We start from the raw sequence: 17,376 nt of genomic DNA on the forward strand, positions 1-17,376 counted from the left end.
CCAAGGCATGTAGGGTTTCTATAAAGACTTCCACCAACCTTTAACACCAAGTTTTCTTAAAAAAGAAGAAAAATTTGGTGCCCATTGGGGCCATGTAATACTGCCAGGTGAGTATTTGTTGAAAATGACACGTGGTTTTTGTCGGTTGTATTGGTAATCAAGCATAATAAAAGTATCATCTCCGAACTCATATCCTTCTCCAATTATAATTGCCATATCAGGGTCTATTCCGTCTAGATAGTGGTCAGGCAAACCAAAACAGTCAATATAATCACGTAAAAGACGTACAGAGTGTATGCTACACAAAATTATACTTTGAAGTTGCGAAGTCGACATACTTATAAAGAGTCGTGACGCCGGATCGTTAAATATTTGAGGACCGCTTATAGCCAAGCGTAAACAACTTGGTGGAAGTTGCAGTCCATTAATAGATTCACATGTTTCGATATTGTGACATTGGAAATTTTGAACATCTTCGTGGGTAATATTATTACCAAATAGTTTTAGAGAATCTAACGGTATTGATGATAGTTCGTCTGGCAATTCTTCTAGTAAGTTATAACGCAAGTTGACTTCGCGAAGACTTTTTATATTTACTAACTCAAGGGGAACTTTCCGCAAATTATTAAAGCTGAGATCTAAAGATTTAAGACTATCTCCCAATATAGCGAAGGGTATTTTTTCTAGTTGCATATGTGATTTATTAATCCGCAAACCACTAACGATCGTTTCCTCAATAAAGTCAAAGTTTACATCATCTATTTCTCCTCTTAAGTTCAAGTAAGAGATGCTTCCTTGATAAATTCGGATGTTTTCTAGGCCGTAAATATCAAGTTTATTGAAATTACAGCGTTCAAATACACAATTTTTTATATTGTTAAAGCAAGTATGCTTTTCGCGAAAACTACAGTCAATAAATTCACAATTCTGTATGTCTCTAAATGTATTTTGTAAATAGAAAGTGCATGCGGTGTAACATGTATTACTCTGTACATTATCGAGATTTTTCCTAGTTATTTGTGTTTTCATATTCGATTGATGTTTCTCTTTGACTTTATAGCTACATGTACTTTACTGCTATTTGATGTAATTCGTTGTAAGTTTTTACATACGCTATGGCTGCGAAAAAAAGCTATTTGTGCTTCAATTAATTATCGATTCATAGCTATTGGTTATTGATCTCATTTTATCTTTCGTTTTTGATTTTGTATATCGACTGTAATACAGCTCTACGGACCTCCTCGTGTTTGTCATTCTGCATATGCTCCATCATTGGCAATCCAAGAGATGCGTCTTTCCCGATATTCCCCAAGGATATGACAATTGCCCGTTGTAATCCTTTACCAAAGTAGTACTCTTGGAAAACGCGTAATATTGAAGTTCCACAGGCTCCTCTTGCGATGTCTTTTGGTAAAAAGTAGTCCTTTTGGTATTGTTCTTCTAAAACTTCCAGAAGTGTTGGTAAGGCTAATCTAGCATCCACTTTACTGAGAATTTCAGCGGCATAGTAACGCCTATTCTCGTAAAGTCGTTCTTGCTCCAATACCGCCATAAGAACAGGTACAAGATCCGCTCCTTTACTACACAATGTATCGAATATTCTTCTGTATTTCAGATCATATCGATCTTGTATCTGGAGTTTTTTTAGAAAACTTAGCCATTCATCAGGGTCATCTTTGATCAACAAAAGCTTATTTTGAATGCGAATCAGCGCCTTGCCAATCAATTTTTTGTGTTTTGTTTTTTTTGTTTTTGATAGTAGTTCCTTCAGAGACGGAAGGGCCTCTTGTGCCTTTGTATCTAAACCTCCTAAAGTTTCTACCGCAGTCATTTTGCATTTTTCGTTTTGCAGCATCTTAATTAGAAACTTGATGGCGTTCCCTGCTTGCGAATCTTTTCCTATTGCACGTATAGCAGCACGTCGAACTTTTGTGCTGGAATCGTTCTTTGCGATAGCTATTAATTTTTGTAAATAAGAATTTTTTGTATGCGATAGTGCCTCAGATATAGCTTCTATTGCTCCTAATCTTACTTGAACATTGTCATTCCCCAAAACATCGAACAAAGTGGAGATCATCTCTTTTGGAAAAATATCATCTTCGTATCTAAGTATACGTGATACCGAATCCAGTGCTAAGGTAAGCAACTTCTCGTCTTTCTTTTCGCTTTGTAAAATCTTTCTCAACTCAGGAAGGGCAACTACACCAAAGTTAACAATACGACGAGAAATAACATCACCCATCGTCTCTGAGTCGTCATATTTTGTCCTGTCTCCTAGTCTGGAAATGACATTGGGGATAATGGCGAATTTTTCGGGAGAATCAATGCCTTGCAGAGCTTCTAATATATATATAATGCTAGTGGTATCTTCCTTTTTGTACGCTTTGAGAAGCATGGGAACTACCCATGTACACTGTTCAGGAGTAAAGGTAATGTAATCAGCTGGAATGGCGTACTGCCGCATTTTATGATCTTTGCTGAACAATATTTCTGCAATCATTGGTTGAGCTTTCTTGCCTATTCGGTAAAAAATCTCACATATTTTCCTAGACTCAGATTCGTAATCTTCTTTGTGATAATTTTTATAGAACATCTTCTTGAGATAGGGGATTGCTGGAGCTGCGTGTTCTTTCATCTGATAAAATATGAGCAAAATATTCCAAGTAGTTCTGTAGTTGCAGTCGTCTAAAATCGCAAGCAGGTAAGGAATGGTACGCTGGTCAGAGATGATTCGCGGGTAATCCTCATATTGTTGCTCTCGAATAATATACAATACATAATGTCGTATTTTGCGGTTTGGTTCTTTAATCATCGCCAAAATGGTGTCATTGTCAAATTTTTTGTAATCGTAAAAAATATCACCAATGTAGCCCTCGACATCGTCGCTCGCATTTATAATTAGGGGTAACAGTTCCGTCACAATAAGATGTTTGTTTTTTGAGAAATCTATCGTTAGCAGGGCAGCAATTGCTTGCACTCTTATCTTCACATCCGATTTTTTTACTAGCGATTGCAAAAAAAGCATGGCGTTCTTGTGATGAATATTTCCTAAAACTTCCAGTCCCGCTCTTTTTGATTTGTTGTCCTTTTCTTCTAACAACGCTATTAAATGCGGATAGACAACCTCTTGTCCCATTTCCACTAAAGTATAAACCGCTTGTTGTCGTAGATCCTGGTCTTCAGAGGTAAGAAATTCTTCAATAATTGGCGCTGCGGTTTTGGAGAGATTTGAAATAGAGCGCAATATTTTTAAAGCGCGCTTTTTTACAAATAAACGTTTGTCCTGGCAGCAAGTCAGTAATTTGGGAATCAGCAGCGGATGAAAATGTACTTTGGCTTTTTCTACAAAAGGCACGCGATACTTTTCTCTGTATGATATTGTAGCATGAGAAAACAAGAATAGTGCGAGGTTTTCGCGACTGGAAAGCTTTTTTTTGGCATCATTGTGTCGAACAAGGCCAATTAATTCGCTCACTACCTCGGAAGAACAGATATGTCCAATCTTGCATAGCACGTTTAACTCGGGTGAAGTAATCAGAGTACCTCTTTCCGTAGGTACCAATTGCAATAAAGCTGGTAAAGCCGTTGCTGCTTTTTTTTCCATCTGTCCGATTGCCTTTATGGCAGCTTTGCGAATGTACTTGAGTCCCGTATTTTCTATATAAGCAGGCGCGGATTCCTTTTGCACAAATTCGATCAATTTTGGTATGGCTAAAGATGCTTGTGGACCTATTTCTCCCAATGCTGCAATTGCCGAATAGCGAACCATTAGGCTATCATCAGACAAGAGATTTGTCAGATGTGGAACAGCATTGATGTTAGAAAGTTGACCTAGCTCACGAGCTATACGACACTTTTGTACTGATTGTGCTGTAGGGAGTTGTTCAATTAGCTGATCCACTCGCTTTACAGAAGAACTTTGCGCAACAATAAACGAGAAGTTCAACACAACAATCAATAGAAAATATTTCACACAATTCTCCATAAATAACTTACAGATATTTGTTTTTAACTGTAGCAATGACAGAAACTTATTGAGATCGTAAATAATATTCATTATTCCATACCCCAATTCCAGTCAAAAAAAGGTTTTGTAATTGCAAATGGATATTGCAATGAAATGCGATTTATTACATCTTTACTCATCAAGTTTCCAGAGATGTCCAAAAATGAAAGTTTTCTTTTGCAAGTAAAGTCACGTATTCTGTTATGGCTAATATCAAGATGTTTAATATTTGGAGAAAGTCTATTTGAACAAAAGTGCTCCAGATGGTTACCACAAATCGCAAGTGTATGCAAATTTATCGAACTCGTGTTGGGGAAGTCGCGAAGTTTATTGCCACAGAGATACAACTCCTGTAAGTCTTCTAAGTTAATAATTTCTTTTGGTATCTCTTCTAGATCATTAAGCGCAAGGTTGAGTTTTATTAGTGGTAAGCGTAACAATTTTTGCGGAAAATTTTTAAGACGTGTTTGTGAAAGGTCTAAGAATTGTATTTTACTTTTGTCGCAGACCCAACCCAAACTTTGATCCTCTATATACGCACTACATAAATTAAGAAATTGTATGTGACAACCAATTATTTTCGAATTACTCCATTGTCCCAGTACGTTCAAGTTATTGAAATTGCAATTAATAAATTTACAGTTTTTTACCATCAAAATACTTAGATCATCTCCTCGAAAACTACAGTTTTCAAAAGTACTTTCTTGTAAATCCTCGACAACATTCGTTATATAAAATGTACATGCGCAATAGTTACTGTGACTACGGATTTCTGTTATGTTTTTTTTCTTTTCTGAAATAGAGTTATTGTCTAACGAAGTTTTTGTGGTAAATCGAATAGGAAAATCCCAGTCAATATATAGGTCAAAAACATCGTTAATAGATATTCCCCAAGTATCATCCCCTCCCATATCTTTTTTTCTTAGAGAATGGTTGAGTAACTCCCAATTAATAAGTATTCCCCAAGGGGCTTTACAAATTCCAAAGTCGCTATAGGCTATACAAAGGTCTGATTTTCCTTTGCTCGAAATTATCCAGCATGGATACAATTTTTGTCGGTATATACAATACCAATATTCTAATCTTGGCTCACATAGGCTATCTAAAAATCTATCTCTATCAAAGTTTTCATAACGTGAAAATTCTATTTCGTCAATCAAATCTTCACGCTTTTTACTTACTTCAATGGCGATGAGTTTTTGAACATCTCTCTTGCTCTTAATTCGAGTTGGTTTAACTTTTCAAGAGCTTTTTGATCGTTTCGCATCCTTCGCAACCTCAAGTTATTTATTCATTTTTATATCTGTTGACTTCTTCTTCGATAAAATTTCGAGTTTCCATCCCCAATTTTTCCTCTATTTGTTGTATTTCATCACTACGAATATTTTTCCAAAGATCAATAATCGTCTCTCTCAACTCATTCTTTTGGTATTTTTCTACCAATATTGGAATTAGCGTTATTTTATCATGATACCATAATCGCCATAGCGCTGTTTCCTGAGCTTTTAAATTTCCGCTTTGTAGAACTTTGTAAAGAGTTTTTATTCCAGTTTTACCAAATACAATCAAAGTTTCGCCAGCTTGATATCGAACACCATCATGCTCATGGCTGAGATTTTCAACAATTGTATTGTAGGTAGATTGAGTGATCACATCTTTACTATTTTTGTTTGACAAACGTATATTCATAATGACAACTAAAGCTCCATGTCTAAGACTACCAGTGTTTGACGTTAACGCAAGCTGCAATTGCGGAATAGATTTTTCGCCTAGGTATTGAAGAATAGTAGCAGCAGATATTCTTCTGGTAAAATATGGATCTGCATTTGTACTACAAAAAAATTCAAAACCAGTCCATCCCTCTAAACTATCAACAAGACAGGGAATAGGATCGCCTGACTCGGGAAGAGCATCTAAAATATCGCGATGTATTTCATTTAAAACTATTCGAGATCTTTCGCAAACTTTTGGATTAGAGTGCTGCAGTAATTCAAACAAAGCGAGTGTAATCATTTTTTTATCGGCCAAATAGCAAGTCCACCGCAAACTGCTAAGTGCATTTGCAACTATTTTGTCATTTTGATGCTTGGTTGCGTCAATCAAAAGTTTTACAACTTGCTTTTCTTTGCCTTTGTACACAAATTGGTACTTTGAACTTCTGATAGCGCGGAGCTTAATGTTGAGATCTTCGCTTTGAAGTCGCTTCAATATGTCTACTTGGCCTTGGTGTTTTACTTCTTGAGAATATACATTTGTGGAAATTACTAAAAATACAATTGGTATTATACAACGCAAATTCATATTAACCGCCTTTCATTGCTTTGACTCATAGATAGATGATAAAATCTTGCTTTTATTCAATTTAAAAGCAATTTTTCTAATAGTTTTGTTTTAGCTATGATTCCAAATTTTAAATAGCGATGATAGTAGAGATGGAAAAAAAATAGTGTGTTTATAGCTGTATTTAAGCCCAACTAAAAATTACATAGTGAGGAGACGGGAGTTTTGATATACAGACAAAGTATGAATGTACGCAAAGAGATATTATGATAGGTTTCTAAGCACACTGGTAACCATATTCACGAAGATTATTCCGTAGTGTGGTATAAATGTGAGAGCACTCGATATCGTTTTTAATCATATTCATTACTCGGTCAAGAAGCTCTTTGTTAAGTTGAATTCGCTCAGCTATTTTTTGTTTTTCTGCGACAATGAAGTTGCGATGCTTTTCGCACATTTTTTTGACAGTTTGCGCATATAAATTATCTTCGCTAAGACCAGCAAACGATGCTTCAAAAAGATTGAATACCAAATCACCAGATCCAGTGTAGTAAATGTCCAAATCGATTACGTTTGCATCGAGTATTTCGATAACGAGATGTTCTTGAACAACAAGTCTTTCAATTCTCGTATCCATATCAACCATTTTTTCTGGGTGATTACGGGTATAAATAATATTTCCATCCGTATAAAATATACCCTCTGGAAAATCTGAGACACAAGAGTGTACTAGTAATCCAACCGCTGCTTCTGGCGTATAGTTAATTTGACGGTATCGATTCACTTTGGTTTTAGGAAGATTGTGACTATCGCGAAAATAGCCTAATGTCCTCAAGCCTTCCTCCAAGCTTGAAATTGTGATATAGGTAGTCGTTTTGCCTTTTGTTTCCATCGTTATTCCCCTTATATGCCAGTGTAAAAATCAGATTTAAAATCCAAAATCTCGTTTCTTAAATCAGCATTTTGTAGATATAAACCCAATGGTGTATATCGCCTCTTGAGTACAAGTCCCATCATTTCCCCGATTTGTGTAATTGCGGTATTCATGTTTATTAGCATGCGAATTTCACTAACAGCATCTTTCCAATAATCTATCCCAACTTTCTGTACGACATCACCGATAAACTGCTTTATTTGTGAGCGACTGCATGGTTCCATTCTGTCGAAATCTATGGGAATATGAGCTCCATCTCGCCGAATTACATAATTGTGATCATGCATGTCTGTCAATGCAATTAATAGAGTGGTTGCTTTGAAATAAGTGTACCCTTCTATAAAATTTGCAGATGCAATAAACGTCTCGTACTGATCTCCCAACTCTTGTGGTAGTTGATTTGCAATAATGCCTTTCACTTCCCGCTCCGCAGTAACATGTGCATCGAAAACAAAATCGTATTTTACATTTGGAGGTTTCACGCGGTTAATCAGTGCAAGACCCAGTGGTCGCGGATCATCTACAAAAATACACGGCTTCAAATACATAACCTCTTTGGCATTTCTTATTTTCAATTCGATTTCAAGGGGAGATTTCCCCGATATCATCATCGCAACTTTGACAATTTCTACGTCTGTAACTTCACATTTGTAAAGGGCTGCTGCATATACTGGAATCATATCTTGGAGCGTAGAATTTTTGCACCAATCTAAATCAATTTTTGGACATCCTGGGTTCTCTGCTATCTGGGTATTGATTTTTGAAAGATCTTCTCCTGACAAACAACTTGAAATTTCTAACTCAAGGTTAAATTTTTCTCCTTGTTGGTGAAGAGGTTGCGGTCGAAACTCACCGGTTCTTTCGAAAAAAATTTGCGCTGCTTCTTCTAAATTGTTTCTTGCTATAGCTTTACCAAACGCATTTGTATTCAACTCTTGTAGTCCTGACAAAAAAAATAGATATTAAAATTATACTGTATTTAATAAAAAATCTTCAATAAATTCTCTTTTCTCAGTTTATAGCATGCCAACTGCAACGTGCAGAAATAACATAAACGACAGCTATAAATCCACTTACGTTAGAAGTGTCATCATTTTTGTCACAGCGACCTCTATATATAGAGGTTCTTGCGACAAAAATGATGACACTTATTCTATAACCCCAATTTCTTTTTTATTAATTGCATTTGCTGTTTGTTTTTTCTTGAAAGATTAAACTTGCGACAGATATCTCGCCAGTTTGACTCTGGATTTTTATTTAAATAAGATCTAGCTTGAGTCAATAAAATATTGGTTTTAGGCTTTTTTTCTATTTTAAAATTACTCTCGTACCATGTTTTAGCAACCTCTTTACTTTGAGGATTCATTCTGCGGATGCATTTCGAGTAACGAAGTATTTTTCGCCAAGTCACTTCTTCAGTTGTTGATTCTACATATCTGGAAATTTCATCCTGTAGCTTTTTAATGTCCTTTTGCGATTGGTAGCTTACCTCTCCTATTTTTTCTAACTTAGCGATACTTTTGCCAGCTAACCACTTACTGGCAATTTCTTGAGAGTATGAAATATTTTCATTTGCATCAATCATTTTTATTTTATGACCGACTTTTATGAGCTCAGTTTGTACTCGATGCGAAACTTCTGTAGCATTTCTTCCATAAAATAAAATTACTCTCGGTTCGTCTATCTTTTCATTTACATCAAGTCGCAAAATACGTAGAGCTGCTTGTCTTGATTTTTCAGCAACATCGTCGAGAATGTGCTCGCGAATAGTTTTTACATGTGGTCGACTTGCAAATAAACACTTCGGACGTTCATTATTTGTTGACACTACAGCCATCTTAAACTGCCCAAGGTTAATTCCCTGTCCCAAAGGTCCATGTATACAAGTAATGCACAGGTCAAATTCTATTGATGTTCCTTTAATGGGAGCGTTACTTACCTTTTGCTCTCCATCATAGTACATCGTTCTTACCTCGCTACTTATTTTTTTCTCTGCGGTTTTCGCTTCAAAATATGTCGGGTAAAAGGCTAAAACTTTTGTTTGAGAAGTTATTTGTTGAAAAAAATCTTGTAAGCTTGATTTCTTTGAGGGTAAATCGCTTTCTAATGAAAGAATTAATACCTTTTTAAATTGAAAAAACGGTTTTTCTGCTATGTGGAAATTGCTTTTATTGAGACCAAGGACTTGTTTTAGAATATATCGTTCTGTTTCACTTGCTCCTGGTCCAGTAATTCCTATTTGCGCATTTTGATTTATCTTTTTAAGAACAGCAATATCCCATCCTTGAAAGACAGGAACTCCGCAAACTTGTCGAGGAGGAAGAATATCTTTTCTTTTTGTTTTTAGCTCCTTGTCATCTAGAGGACGACCTAAATTTTCTTGCGTTTCTCTATTATACGGATAGAAAAAGACTAAACTTGGTTCCAGAGTCCTCGCTATAATATCATCGTACCAATTCTGCAAACACATTTCTTTTTGCAAATCATCTTTACTACCAGTTGACCAAGTTCTCTCTTCATTATTTTTAGGTGATGATATTGGATACACGCTCATCGTGTTATCATGGCAAACGGCATCCCAACGAACATGTTTTAGTTCTACTTTTTCTTCACGAATTCTGTCATCTTGATAGCGTTGCGATAACGGTTTATATTCTAACATTCCACCAGAGCCTCTTCTCAGAACAAGAAACATTTTTCCAGTACAATTTGTACAGTTTCCAGAGGAAGTGAACAACGGACATAACTTATTACGAATGATCAACTCTTGACCAAACATTTTTTTTAAAGACTCACGTGATCCCAGAGACTTAGATACAAAGCAACTTTCAAGTAGAGATCCAACTTCGTCAACAAGAACAAGTGGATTTTCTCCAAATTGTTTATTGAAAAACATATCTACTATTACATAGTGATAAGGAGTGTCTCCTTTAAATTTTAGATATGCATGAGGAGCAATAACGATAATTGGTCTTACGTCCGGAACAATACCTGTGGTTAAGTCACTTTTCTCGTTACCGCGTTTCAGATGATAAAGATGATACAGAGGCAATTTTTGTTGCTCTAAAAGAACGCTTATTGATTTACCTAACTGGTTAAGTTCATCGTGAGAACGAGAAAATAAAATAACAGACCTACCTTTTTTTAGTTCGGAAACAGCAACATGGCTATTAGCATAAGACTTGCCTGCTCCTTGAGGGGCAAGGATGCAAAAATTTTCTTTAACATTTGCTGCGGATGAAATCATTAGTTGTAGTACGGTTTTGTTCTTAGGAGCAGGTAGCTCAGGGATTAAGTTTCCGTAATCAACAACAATTTCGCCTTCAGTTAAAGATACTGGTTTTGCGGCTTTTTTCAGTTTTGCAAAATCTTTTTTGAAATCAAAAGATTTTTGAGCCATTTGATTAATATCTTTAAATTCTGACATTTCTATCACAAAAAGATTTTCTTTGTAGTTTAGTTGTTGGAGTCTCTTGCGAACACCTTTGAGGAATGTTTCGCCACCTTTATCTGGTTCTTTTATCACGTAAATTTTTTTCAATGACCTAATGTGGGTCGAACCAAGTTTACTTGCCATATCAGCACCAGGAAAACCTAAAGCTGGTAATGAGTGTTGCCACATACTCCAACAGTCACTTTCGCCTTCAACAAAAGTAATCCATTTCTTTTTTCTTGTCTCTTTTAATTTCCAGAGTCCGTAAAGAACGGGTTTACCTCTTCCCTTTTCCCAAGAACTTCCTCTTTTTGCAGAAAGTGCCCGCCTTCTTCTTTGTCGTGATGCTAAAGATCCATTTTCTAAAAAATAAGAAATACGCAAGGCGCTACCGTTTTCTTCTACGCCAACAGAGCGTAAAAATTCTTCGGTAACGCCTTTATCAAATGCCAACTTCTCTACCGTAATGTTATTTTTATTTTTCGCTGATGTTTGTGGGAAAATATCTTTCCAAGTTAGGCTTATTGAGCCTAATATATCTTGTGCTTCGCAACCAGCATGACACTTAAACAATATGATTCCATCTTTGCCTTCATCAACCGATAAACTACGGACTTTATCTCCATGACTTGGACAACACGCAGACCAACCGTTCGTCAGTTTTTTGACTTTACGTAAAAGTGTTAAAAAATCTTGAACATTCATATTCATCTCCCGAAATATAAAAAAATCTAGAAATTTCAGGAGTTTTTTGTTTTAATAATATCTCCTGATTATAGATTCAAGCTTCTTAATTTTGGGTCAATTTTATTGATCTAACTTGAGAGCTAATCTAGATTTTTTTAGAAGTAATAGCTGGGAGGATTTGGTCGTCGCATCCCAGCTTTTTTATTTAAAAACCTCTACACTTCACCCCAAACGCGATCTATAGCATCCTTTCGTTTTCCACTTGAAAGATGAGTATAATGTTGTCGCATTTCCTCTGTAGTATGTCCAAGTATGCGCGAACTCACCCAACTATCTACACCTGCAAGCGCAAAATTTGTCATTAAAGAATGTCGAAAACAATGAAAACCAATACCTTCAAAATCGCTATTTTTGATTACGCGCAAAAAAGAAGATCTAAGCGTATATTCACTTAATTGTCCGCCTTTTGGACCAGAGAAAACCCACGTTTCTTGACTTCTCAATTTCTGTTGCCAAAGTGTACCGCGTAGTCTTTTTGTCATCTCAATAATTCGACCTTGAGTAACTTTTGACTTGGATTGTTTGCGTGACTTTGCAACCAAAATATTTTGCTCAAAGTCGACATCGATCCACTGTAATCGTAATAATTCACATTGTCTAATTCCGGTATGGCAAAATGTAATTAGTACAGGAATTAGCCAATGATTTTCGGAATAGTGTTTCTTCGCCAACCCTATAAGTTGATCCATTTCTTGAGGTGTGAGATAACGATAACGTTTAACCGATTTTAAATTGTCGGTGTATTGCCCTGTTTTGATTAATTTGATTACTTCGGTGTGGGATTTAAAACGATCAGTAGGAATTTCTATTTGTCCTCGTTTAACATTGCGCACGATATTTTTTTCTATATACTCATGCTTAACCCCAAACTCAAACAAAGTTTGAAATGTACGCAACTCTTTATTGATTGTATTATTTAGAACTCTTTGCTTTTTACGGTGTATTTTGTAGTCGTTAAAAAAAGAAATGCTAATCTCTACAAGATAAGGATCGCAGTTTTTTTCTTTAAGAAATTTACGTAGATGGTTGAAGTGAATTTTTTCTGTAGCAATTGTTTTTGGCGCTTTTTCCTCTAAAGCAGTGGTTTGTTCCTCATACTTGTTCATAAGATGAGATAAACGACTAATCGTTTCATAGCTCATCACTTTTTCTGCATCAGGTTTTTGTAATACTTTAGAAAAAATAAAATTACTCAACGAATTATGAGGTGGTACAGAAACAAGACCACACTTAAATTCAGCAATTAAATTGTTAAGGCGACTTTGTAAAATATAGGCAGTACGCTCATTATTTCCAACATACTTCTTTTTTTGTTGACCGCTATATGAAAAATGTATTTTCCAACCGTTGTTATGACGCAACGGTTTAGGTGAAATTTTTGGAGGTTTCCATTTTGGAATGACCATAACTTTCTCCTTTATTGTAAATAATTACAAATTTGAAGAAGGTACGGCTTTTCGGAAGACTATCCCCATGTCTATCCCCAGAGATGTTCATAGGCATAAAAAAAGACAGCAGACCTCTACCACAAATGGGTAATAAAATCTGCTGTCTTTTCTGCTTTTACTATAAGAAAACTTTTTTGTTCTATCAAGGGAAAAATGAAATATTTTTTGGTTCCCATTGGATTTAGGATCTAGTGCCTTCGGGCGTGCGGGTTCAACTCCCGCCTTTCGCATTTAGGACAACAAGTAAACTTGTCGTCCTTTTTTTATGGGCACTACAATCCTACAACGAGTAAAATAGGGAAGAAACATTGAATTGAAAGCTAGGTTTGTTTGTCTACACCTCCAGAAATACTAATTCAATATATATAATCATCGATCAATATACAACAAAAATTTAACCACCAAATAACCACATCATTTACAATACATTTCCTTACTTTTCTCCAATAACTCATTATCAATCTCATTAATAATAGTCTGTAGTTTACAAATCTTCATATCCAGCTTTTCTAGTTTTTCACCGTAGGAGTTAAATCCCCTTTTATATTTTTTGTATTGCCCTGCGTTTTTTAACTTAGCTAACATGTACAAATTTTCACTGTATTGCAAATCAAGACTCTCTTCTTTCACCACTTCTAATAGTTTCCGTATTTTTTGCCTTTCCCGATCAATGGCCAAAAAACATCTTTCTTGAAAGCATTTTAAAAGTTGATAATAATCCATTTCCTTCTTTTTTATTTCTTCTTTAGTTTTTTGCCAATTGATGTTGTTATCTTCATCTATCAGGGGTCCATCCATTATGGGTTCATTTTCTAAGTTCCAATTTGTCTTTAAAAAAACTTGTGGATTTGATTGTACTAAAATCCAGCCCCATAAAGTAATAGAGGATAAAAAGTCATTTACTTTTTGATTATAGGCAACTTTAATATATTTATCTTCCAACTTTAAAGTAAAGAGGCTTTGTTTGTTTTGGCCTTTTCTTTTTATTCGCCAGCCTTGCTGCTGCTGTTGTTCTATTCGTAAATCTTCTTTTTCAGGAATATTGTTTTTGATTGAACACATGAACTCGTAAAAATCATCAGTAATTTCACCTTGATCCAAAAAGCTGCGATCTATTCTACATATCGTAGAAGGAAGTAAATATGACTTTCTATTTATAATCAGCAATCCTTTTTCTTCCAAGGTTTTTAACCTTTTTCTATTTGTTTTATCAAAGTTTTTTTGCTGCACGTTTCTGGCTCTGCCATAAACAATAGCAAAGTCATTTTCCTCCTCTCGGTTGATAAAGGAAAATAACAAGGATTGTTTTTCTGCAAGACCTAGGCTCCAATCTGTCTTGTCAAACTTTTGTATTTTTCTAGGGCAAAAAGTGCAGGGAAGCAAATCTTGAATGTCTTTATCTTTACCTAGAGAGAATTTCTTTATTAGTTTACATTGAAAATGTTCTGATTGTTTTTCAAAAACTATATTGTGAAAAGATACATTTTCTCCTAGATCGCTCAATGATTGGTAGATAAATTCACTGTAAGCGTCCATTTTTAGTCCTTAATAAAATTTTTTTAGCTATTTCTACCCACGAAGTAACTATCTCAATTACAGAATCAAATGATATAAATTTCGCGAATACTTATTTTACCTGAAATTAACAGAATTTTAAATCTCCATGATTATTTTTTCTAAATGTGGTTGCGAAATGGATATCGTTTTTTATCCTAGTAAAATAAAGCTCAAGAGACTTGCATATTTGCTATTAAGAGTGTACATTTACAACGAAGTACATAATTGATTTTGTTAAGGAAAGTAAAATTCTCCAATCACAACAAGATTTAAATAAAAAAATAGATGATATTCAAAAAAGGCTGAGAGAAATACTTAATATTTTACAAAAGAGAAAAGTAAACAGCGAATTTTTGAGTGTTAGAGAAGCAGCGATACTACTAAAAAAATCAGAAGTTACAATTAGGCGATTAATAAACGATGATTTTTTAAAAGCGGTAAAAATTGGAAAAGGAGGAAGGACAAGTCACTACAGAATATACAAAGAATCATTGGATGAATTAGTAAGGAAATCAAAAGGAGGATTGTAGATAGAAGATAAGATTTGGTTAAGAAAGGTAGCAGGAACTACCTTTCTTTTTACTAACATCAACCTTAACTTTTAAGAAAAGAAGGCATTATGAATATTAAAAGTATACCACAAGAGCCAAAAAATTGCGATAAGATAGTCATTGCAATTAGAGAAAAATTTGTTGGCATAGAAAGCTTATACGGATTATACAAAACGCAACCAAAAGGAACGAAATCTACTCCTATTACAAAGAAGCAAAAGCTTACAGATCAAGTTATAGGAGATCACATAACGGGTGTAAAGACCATAGGAGTTTATCCATATAAAAATAAAAACTCATATAAATGGTGTTGTTTAGATTTCGATGTGAGAAAAGAAATTAAAGGGAATTTGATCAAAAATAACGATGTGACTTCTTTTAAGAGAGAAAAAGATAACCTTTTGCATAAAGTGTCTGCGATATATCGGTTCCTTATAAAGGAAGATATACACTGTCTTTTAGAAGATTCATATGGAGGTTATCATATTTGGATATTTTTAGAAGAGGGAATCTCTTCAGTAGTGGCTTACGATTTTGTAAATGCTATCAAGAAGGATGAAAAGTTTGAACGGTTTCCGAAAAATAGAAGTCATCAAGGAGTCGGCAATTTTGTCAGGCTACCAGGTAAATACCACTCTTGTTCGTTAGGAGGAGAGTACCAGTGGTCTAAATTTTTTCACGGTAAAGAATGGTATTCTTTAGAAGATTTAGAAAACTGGAAATATGCTATTGAAACCACAAAAAATAGCAAAGAGAAAATAGAGCACTTTATCCGTAAGTATGGGAATATTAATGTTTCAAAAAGTAGAGAAAAAAGGAAAACAAGAGAAGTAAAAGAAATTAAGTCCTTGTTAGAGTGTCATTTCAATATTTCCATTACAAATGAGAAAAGCTTTTGTTGTCCTTTTCATCCAGATAAGGAGCCTAGCGGTAGCATCTTCGAACAACAAGGTAGAGAGCTTTTTAAGTGTCATTCCACAAATTGCCGAATGTCTGGCAAGGCAAAGAATTTTCTTCAGCTCCGAAGGCTTTTAAGTGGGAACAAGGTCTTTAAAAAAAGCCTTGCTCAATCACAGGTTAGTTCAGGAAACGAAATTCCAAAATTGACTCCAGACGAAATGATTAGGTTGACTCACGGCGAAATTGTTAGAAAGTTTTGCAAATCTAGGTCGCTTTTGTATACACAGAAATGTTTCTGGCATTATAACTCGGGCATTTGGAGAAAAAAAGGGCAACAGAATGTAAAAGCAGACATACAAGAATTTATTGGTTTAGATTTCGCATCTGTGGCGAAAATAAAAAATCTACTAGATATGATAAAAAATTACCTTACTAGAGAATATGTTCCATTTGATCAAAATAAAAATATTCTTTGTTTGAAGAATGGTGTTTTAGACATATATACAAAAGACTTTTCCGAACAAAATCCAAGATTTTGTTTTACTAAGAAGCTCAATTTTAAATACGATACGAATGCAAAGTATCCTACTTGGATAAGATTTTTGAAGTCTTTAGAATTTTCAGAAATAAAAATAAAAAGACTCCAAGAATGGTTTGGATATTGCCTTACTTCTGAAAGAAAAATTCAGAAAGCTTTGTATCTTTTAGGAAAAGAATCTAATGGTAAAAGCATTGTTCTAGATACCTTAAGAAATCTTTTAGGAGGTTATGCAGCCTGTTGCGATTTAACTAGGCTTATCAATGGACGCTTTGATTCATCATCCTTAGAAGGAATACGTTGCAACATTTCTGGTGATGTAGAAGTAAATAATATACAAATGTACTCTGGTGTTTTCAAGGATTTGATAACTGCGACTAAACACTCCGCTGAGAAAAAAGGAAAAGATCGTTACGAATTTACACCTGAGTTTAAATTGGCTTTTGCAGCTAATGGGCTATTAAACGTTTCAAGAGAAGATGAAGCTTTCTGGCGTAGGCTTGATATCTTTGTTTTTAAGAAAATTTTTCAGAAGGAAGAACAAGATGGGAACCTTCGTGAAAAAATTGACGCAGAACTTTCTGGAATACTAAACTGGGCTATTGAAGGGTTGCATCGTGTAGTTAGAAACGATTGGAAATTTAGTCCTTGTCCAGAAGTTGAAAATATAGATAAAAACAAGATTAGCGCCTTTTCTAAAGTCACAGTTGCAAGTTTCTTAATGGATTTTTGTGAATTCAACGTAAATAAATATACCAAGGCGAAAGAGTTATACAATAAGTATGTAGAAGTTTGTAAAAAACAGAGTACTATTTATTGCGATTCATCTACCTTCGGTAAACAAATAAGCAAACAAAACATAAAGAAAAATAGAAAAAAATTTGGTGACAAACAAGTAGCGGTTTATGAAGGAATAATGATAAAAAATTAGATATACAGGTTGCATAGGTTGCACGGCATTTATACCGCTTATTAAAATAAT

The 17,376-nt window shown here is 34.8% G+C and carries 11 protein-coding genes; 2 read left to right on the forward strand and 9 right to left on the reverse strand.

Features of this window, described 5'->3' with window-relative positions:
- Window positions 1-18 precede the first annotated feature (18 nt).
- The 9 genes from UABHE_RS19250 to UABHE_RS19290 form a co-directional block, all read right to left on the reverse strand.
- A complete protein-coding gene (locus tag UABHE_RS19250; protein ID WP_372364884.1) occupies window positions 19-1,029 on the reverse strand; it encodes a hypothetical protein in 1,011 nt (336 codons plus the stop codon).
- Between the two features lie 157 nt (window positions 1,030-1,186).
- Window positions 1,187-3,973 carry a HEAT repeat domain-containing protein gene (locus UABHE_RS19255; protein ID WP_372364885.1) on the reverse strand — a complete coding sequence of 929 codons (2,787 nt, stop codon included), beginning with the start codon at window positions 3,971-3,973 and terminating at the stop codon, window positions 1,187-1,189.
- 83 nt (window positions 3,974-4,056) lie between these two features.
- Window positions 4,057-5,166 carry a leucine-rich repeat domain-containing protein gene (locus UABHE_RS19260; protein ID WP_372364886.1) on the reverse strand — a complete coding sequence of 370 codons (1,110 nt, stop codon included), beginning with the start codon at window positions 5,164-5,166 and terminating at the stop codon, window positions 4,057-4,059.
- 127 nt (window positions 5,167-5,293) lie between these two features.
- Window positions 5,294-6,307 (reverse strand): HEAT repeat domain-containing protein, encoded by a 1,014-nt coding sequence (locus tag UABHE_RS19265; protein ID WP_372364887.1) that lies wholly within the window; start codon window positions 6,305-6,307, stop codon window positions 5,294-5,296.
- A gap of 256 nt (window positions 6,308-6,563) precedes the next feature.
- Complete coding sequence (locus tag UABHE_RS19270) at window positions 6,564-7,178, reverse strand: hypothetical protein (protein WP_372364888.1); 615 nt, start codon at window positions 7,176-7,178, stop codon at window positions 6,564-6,566.
- An 11-nt stretch (window positions 7,179-7,189) separates the two neighbouring features.
- Window positions 7,190-8,152, reverse strand: a complete 963-nt coding sequence (locus tag UABHE_RS19275) for a hypothetical protein (protein ID WP_372364889.1) — start codon at window positions 8,150-8,152, stop codon at window positions 7,190-7,192.
- 221 nt (window positions 8,153-8,373) lie between these two features.
- Entirely contained in the window at window positions 8,374-11,358 is a 2,985-nt protein-coding gene (locus UABHE_RS19280; RefSeq protein ID WP_372364890.1) for a hypothetical protein, read from the reverse strand.
- Between the two features lie 197 nt (window positions 11,359-11,555).
- Complete coding sequence (locus UABHE_RS19285; protein WP_372364891.1) at window positions 11,556-12,806, reverse strand: tyrosine-type recombinase/integrase; 1,251 nt, start codon at window positions 12,804-12,806, stop codon at window positions 11,556-11,558.
- Between the two features lie 456 nt (window positions 12,807-13,262).
- Complete coding sequence (locus tag UABHE_RS19290; RefSeq protein ID WP_372364893.1) at window positions 13,263-14,384, reverse strand: hypothetical protein; 1,122 nt, start codon at window positions 14,382-14,384, stop codon at window positions 13,263-13,265.
- Window positions 14,385-14,758: 374 nt separating this feature from the next.
- On the opposite strand from UABHE_RS19290, the gene UABHE_RS19295 reads away from it, so the two are divergent.
- Entirely contained in the window at window positions 14,759-14,935 is a 177-nt protein-coding gene (locus tag UABHE_RS19295) for a helix-turn-helix domain-containing protein (protein WP_372364894.1), read from the forward strand.
- Between the two features lie 89 nt (window positions 14,936-15,024).
- Window positions 15,025-17,325, forward strand: coding sequence for a phage/plasmid primase, P4 family (locus tag UABHE_RS19300; protein WP_372364895.1), 2,301 nt, complete (start codon window positions 15,025-15,027; stop codon window positions 17,323-17,325).
- The last annotated feature ends 51 nt before the right edge of the window (window positions 17,326-17,376 follow it).

Source organism: Candidatus Uabimicrobium helgolandensis (genome assembly GCF_041508025.1).
Lineage (GTDB): Bacteria > Planctomycetota > Uabimicrobiia > Uabimicrobiales > Uabimicrobiaceae > Uabimicrobium > Uabimicrobium helgolandensis.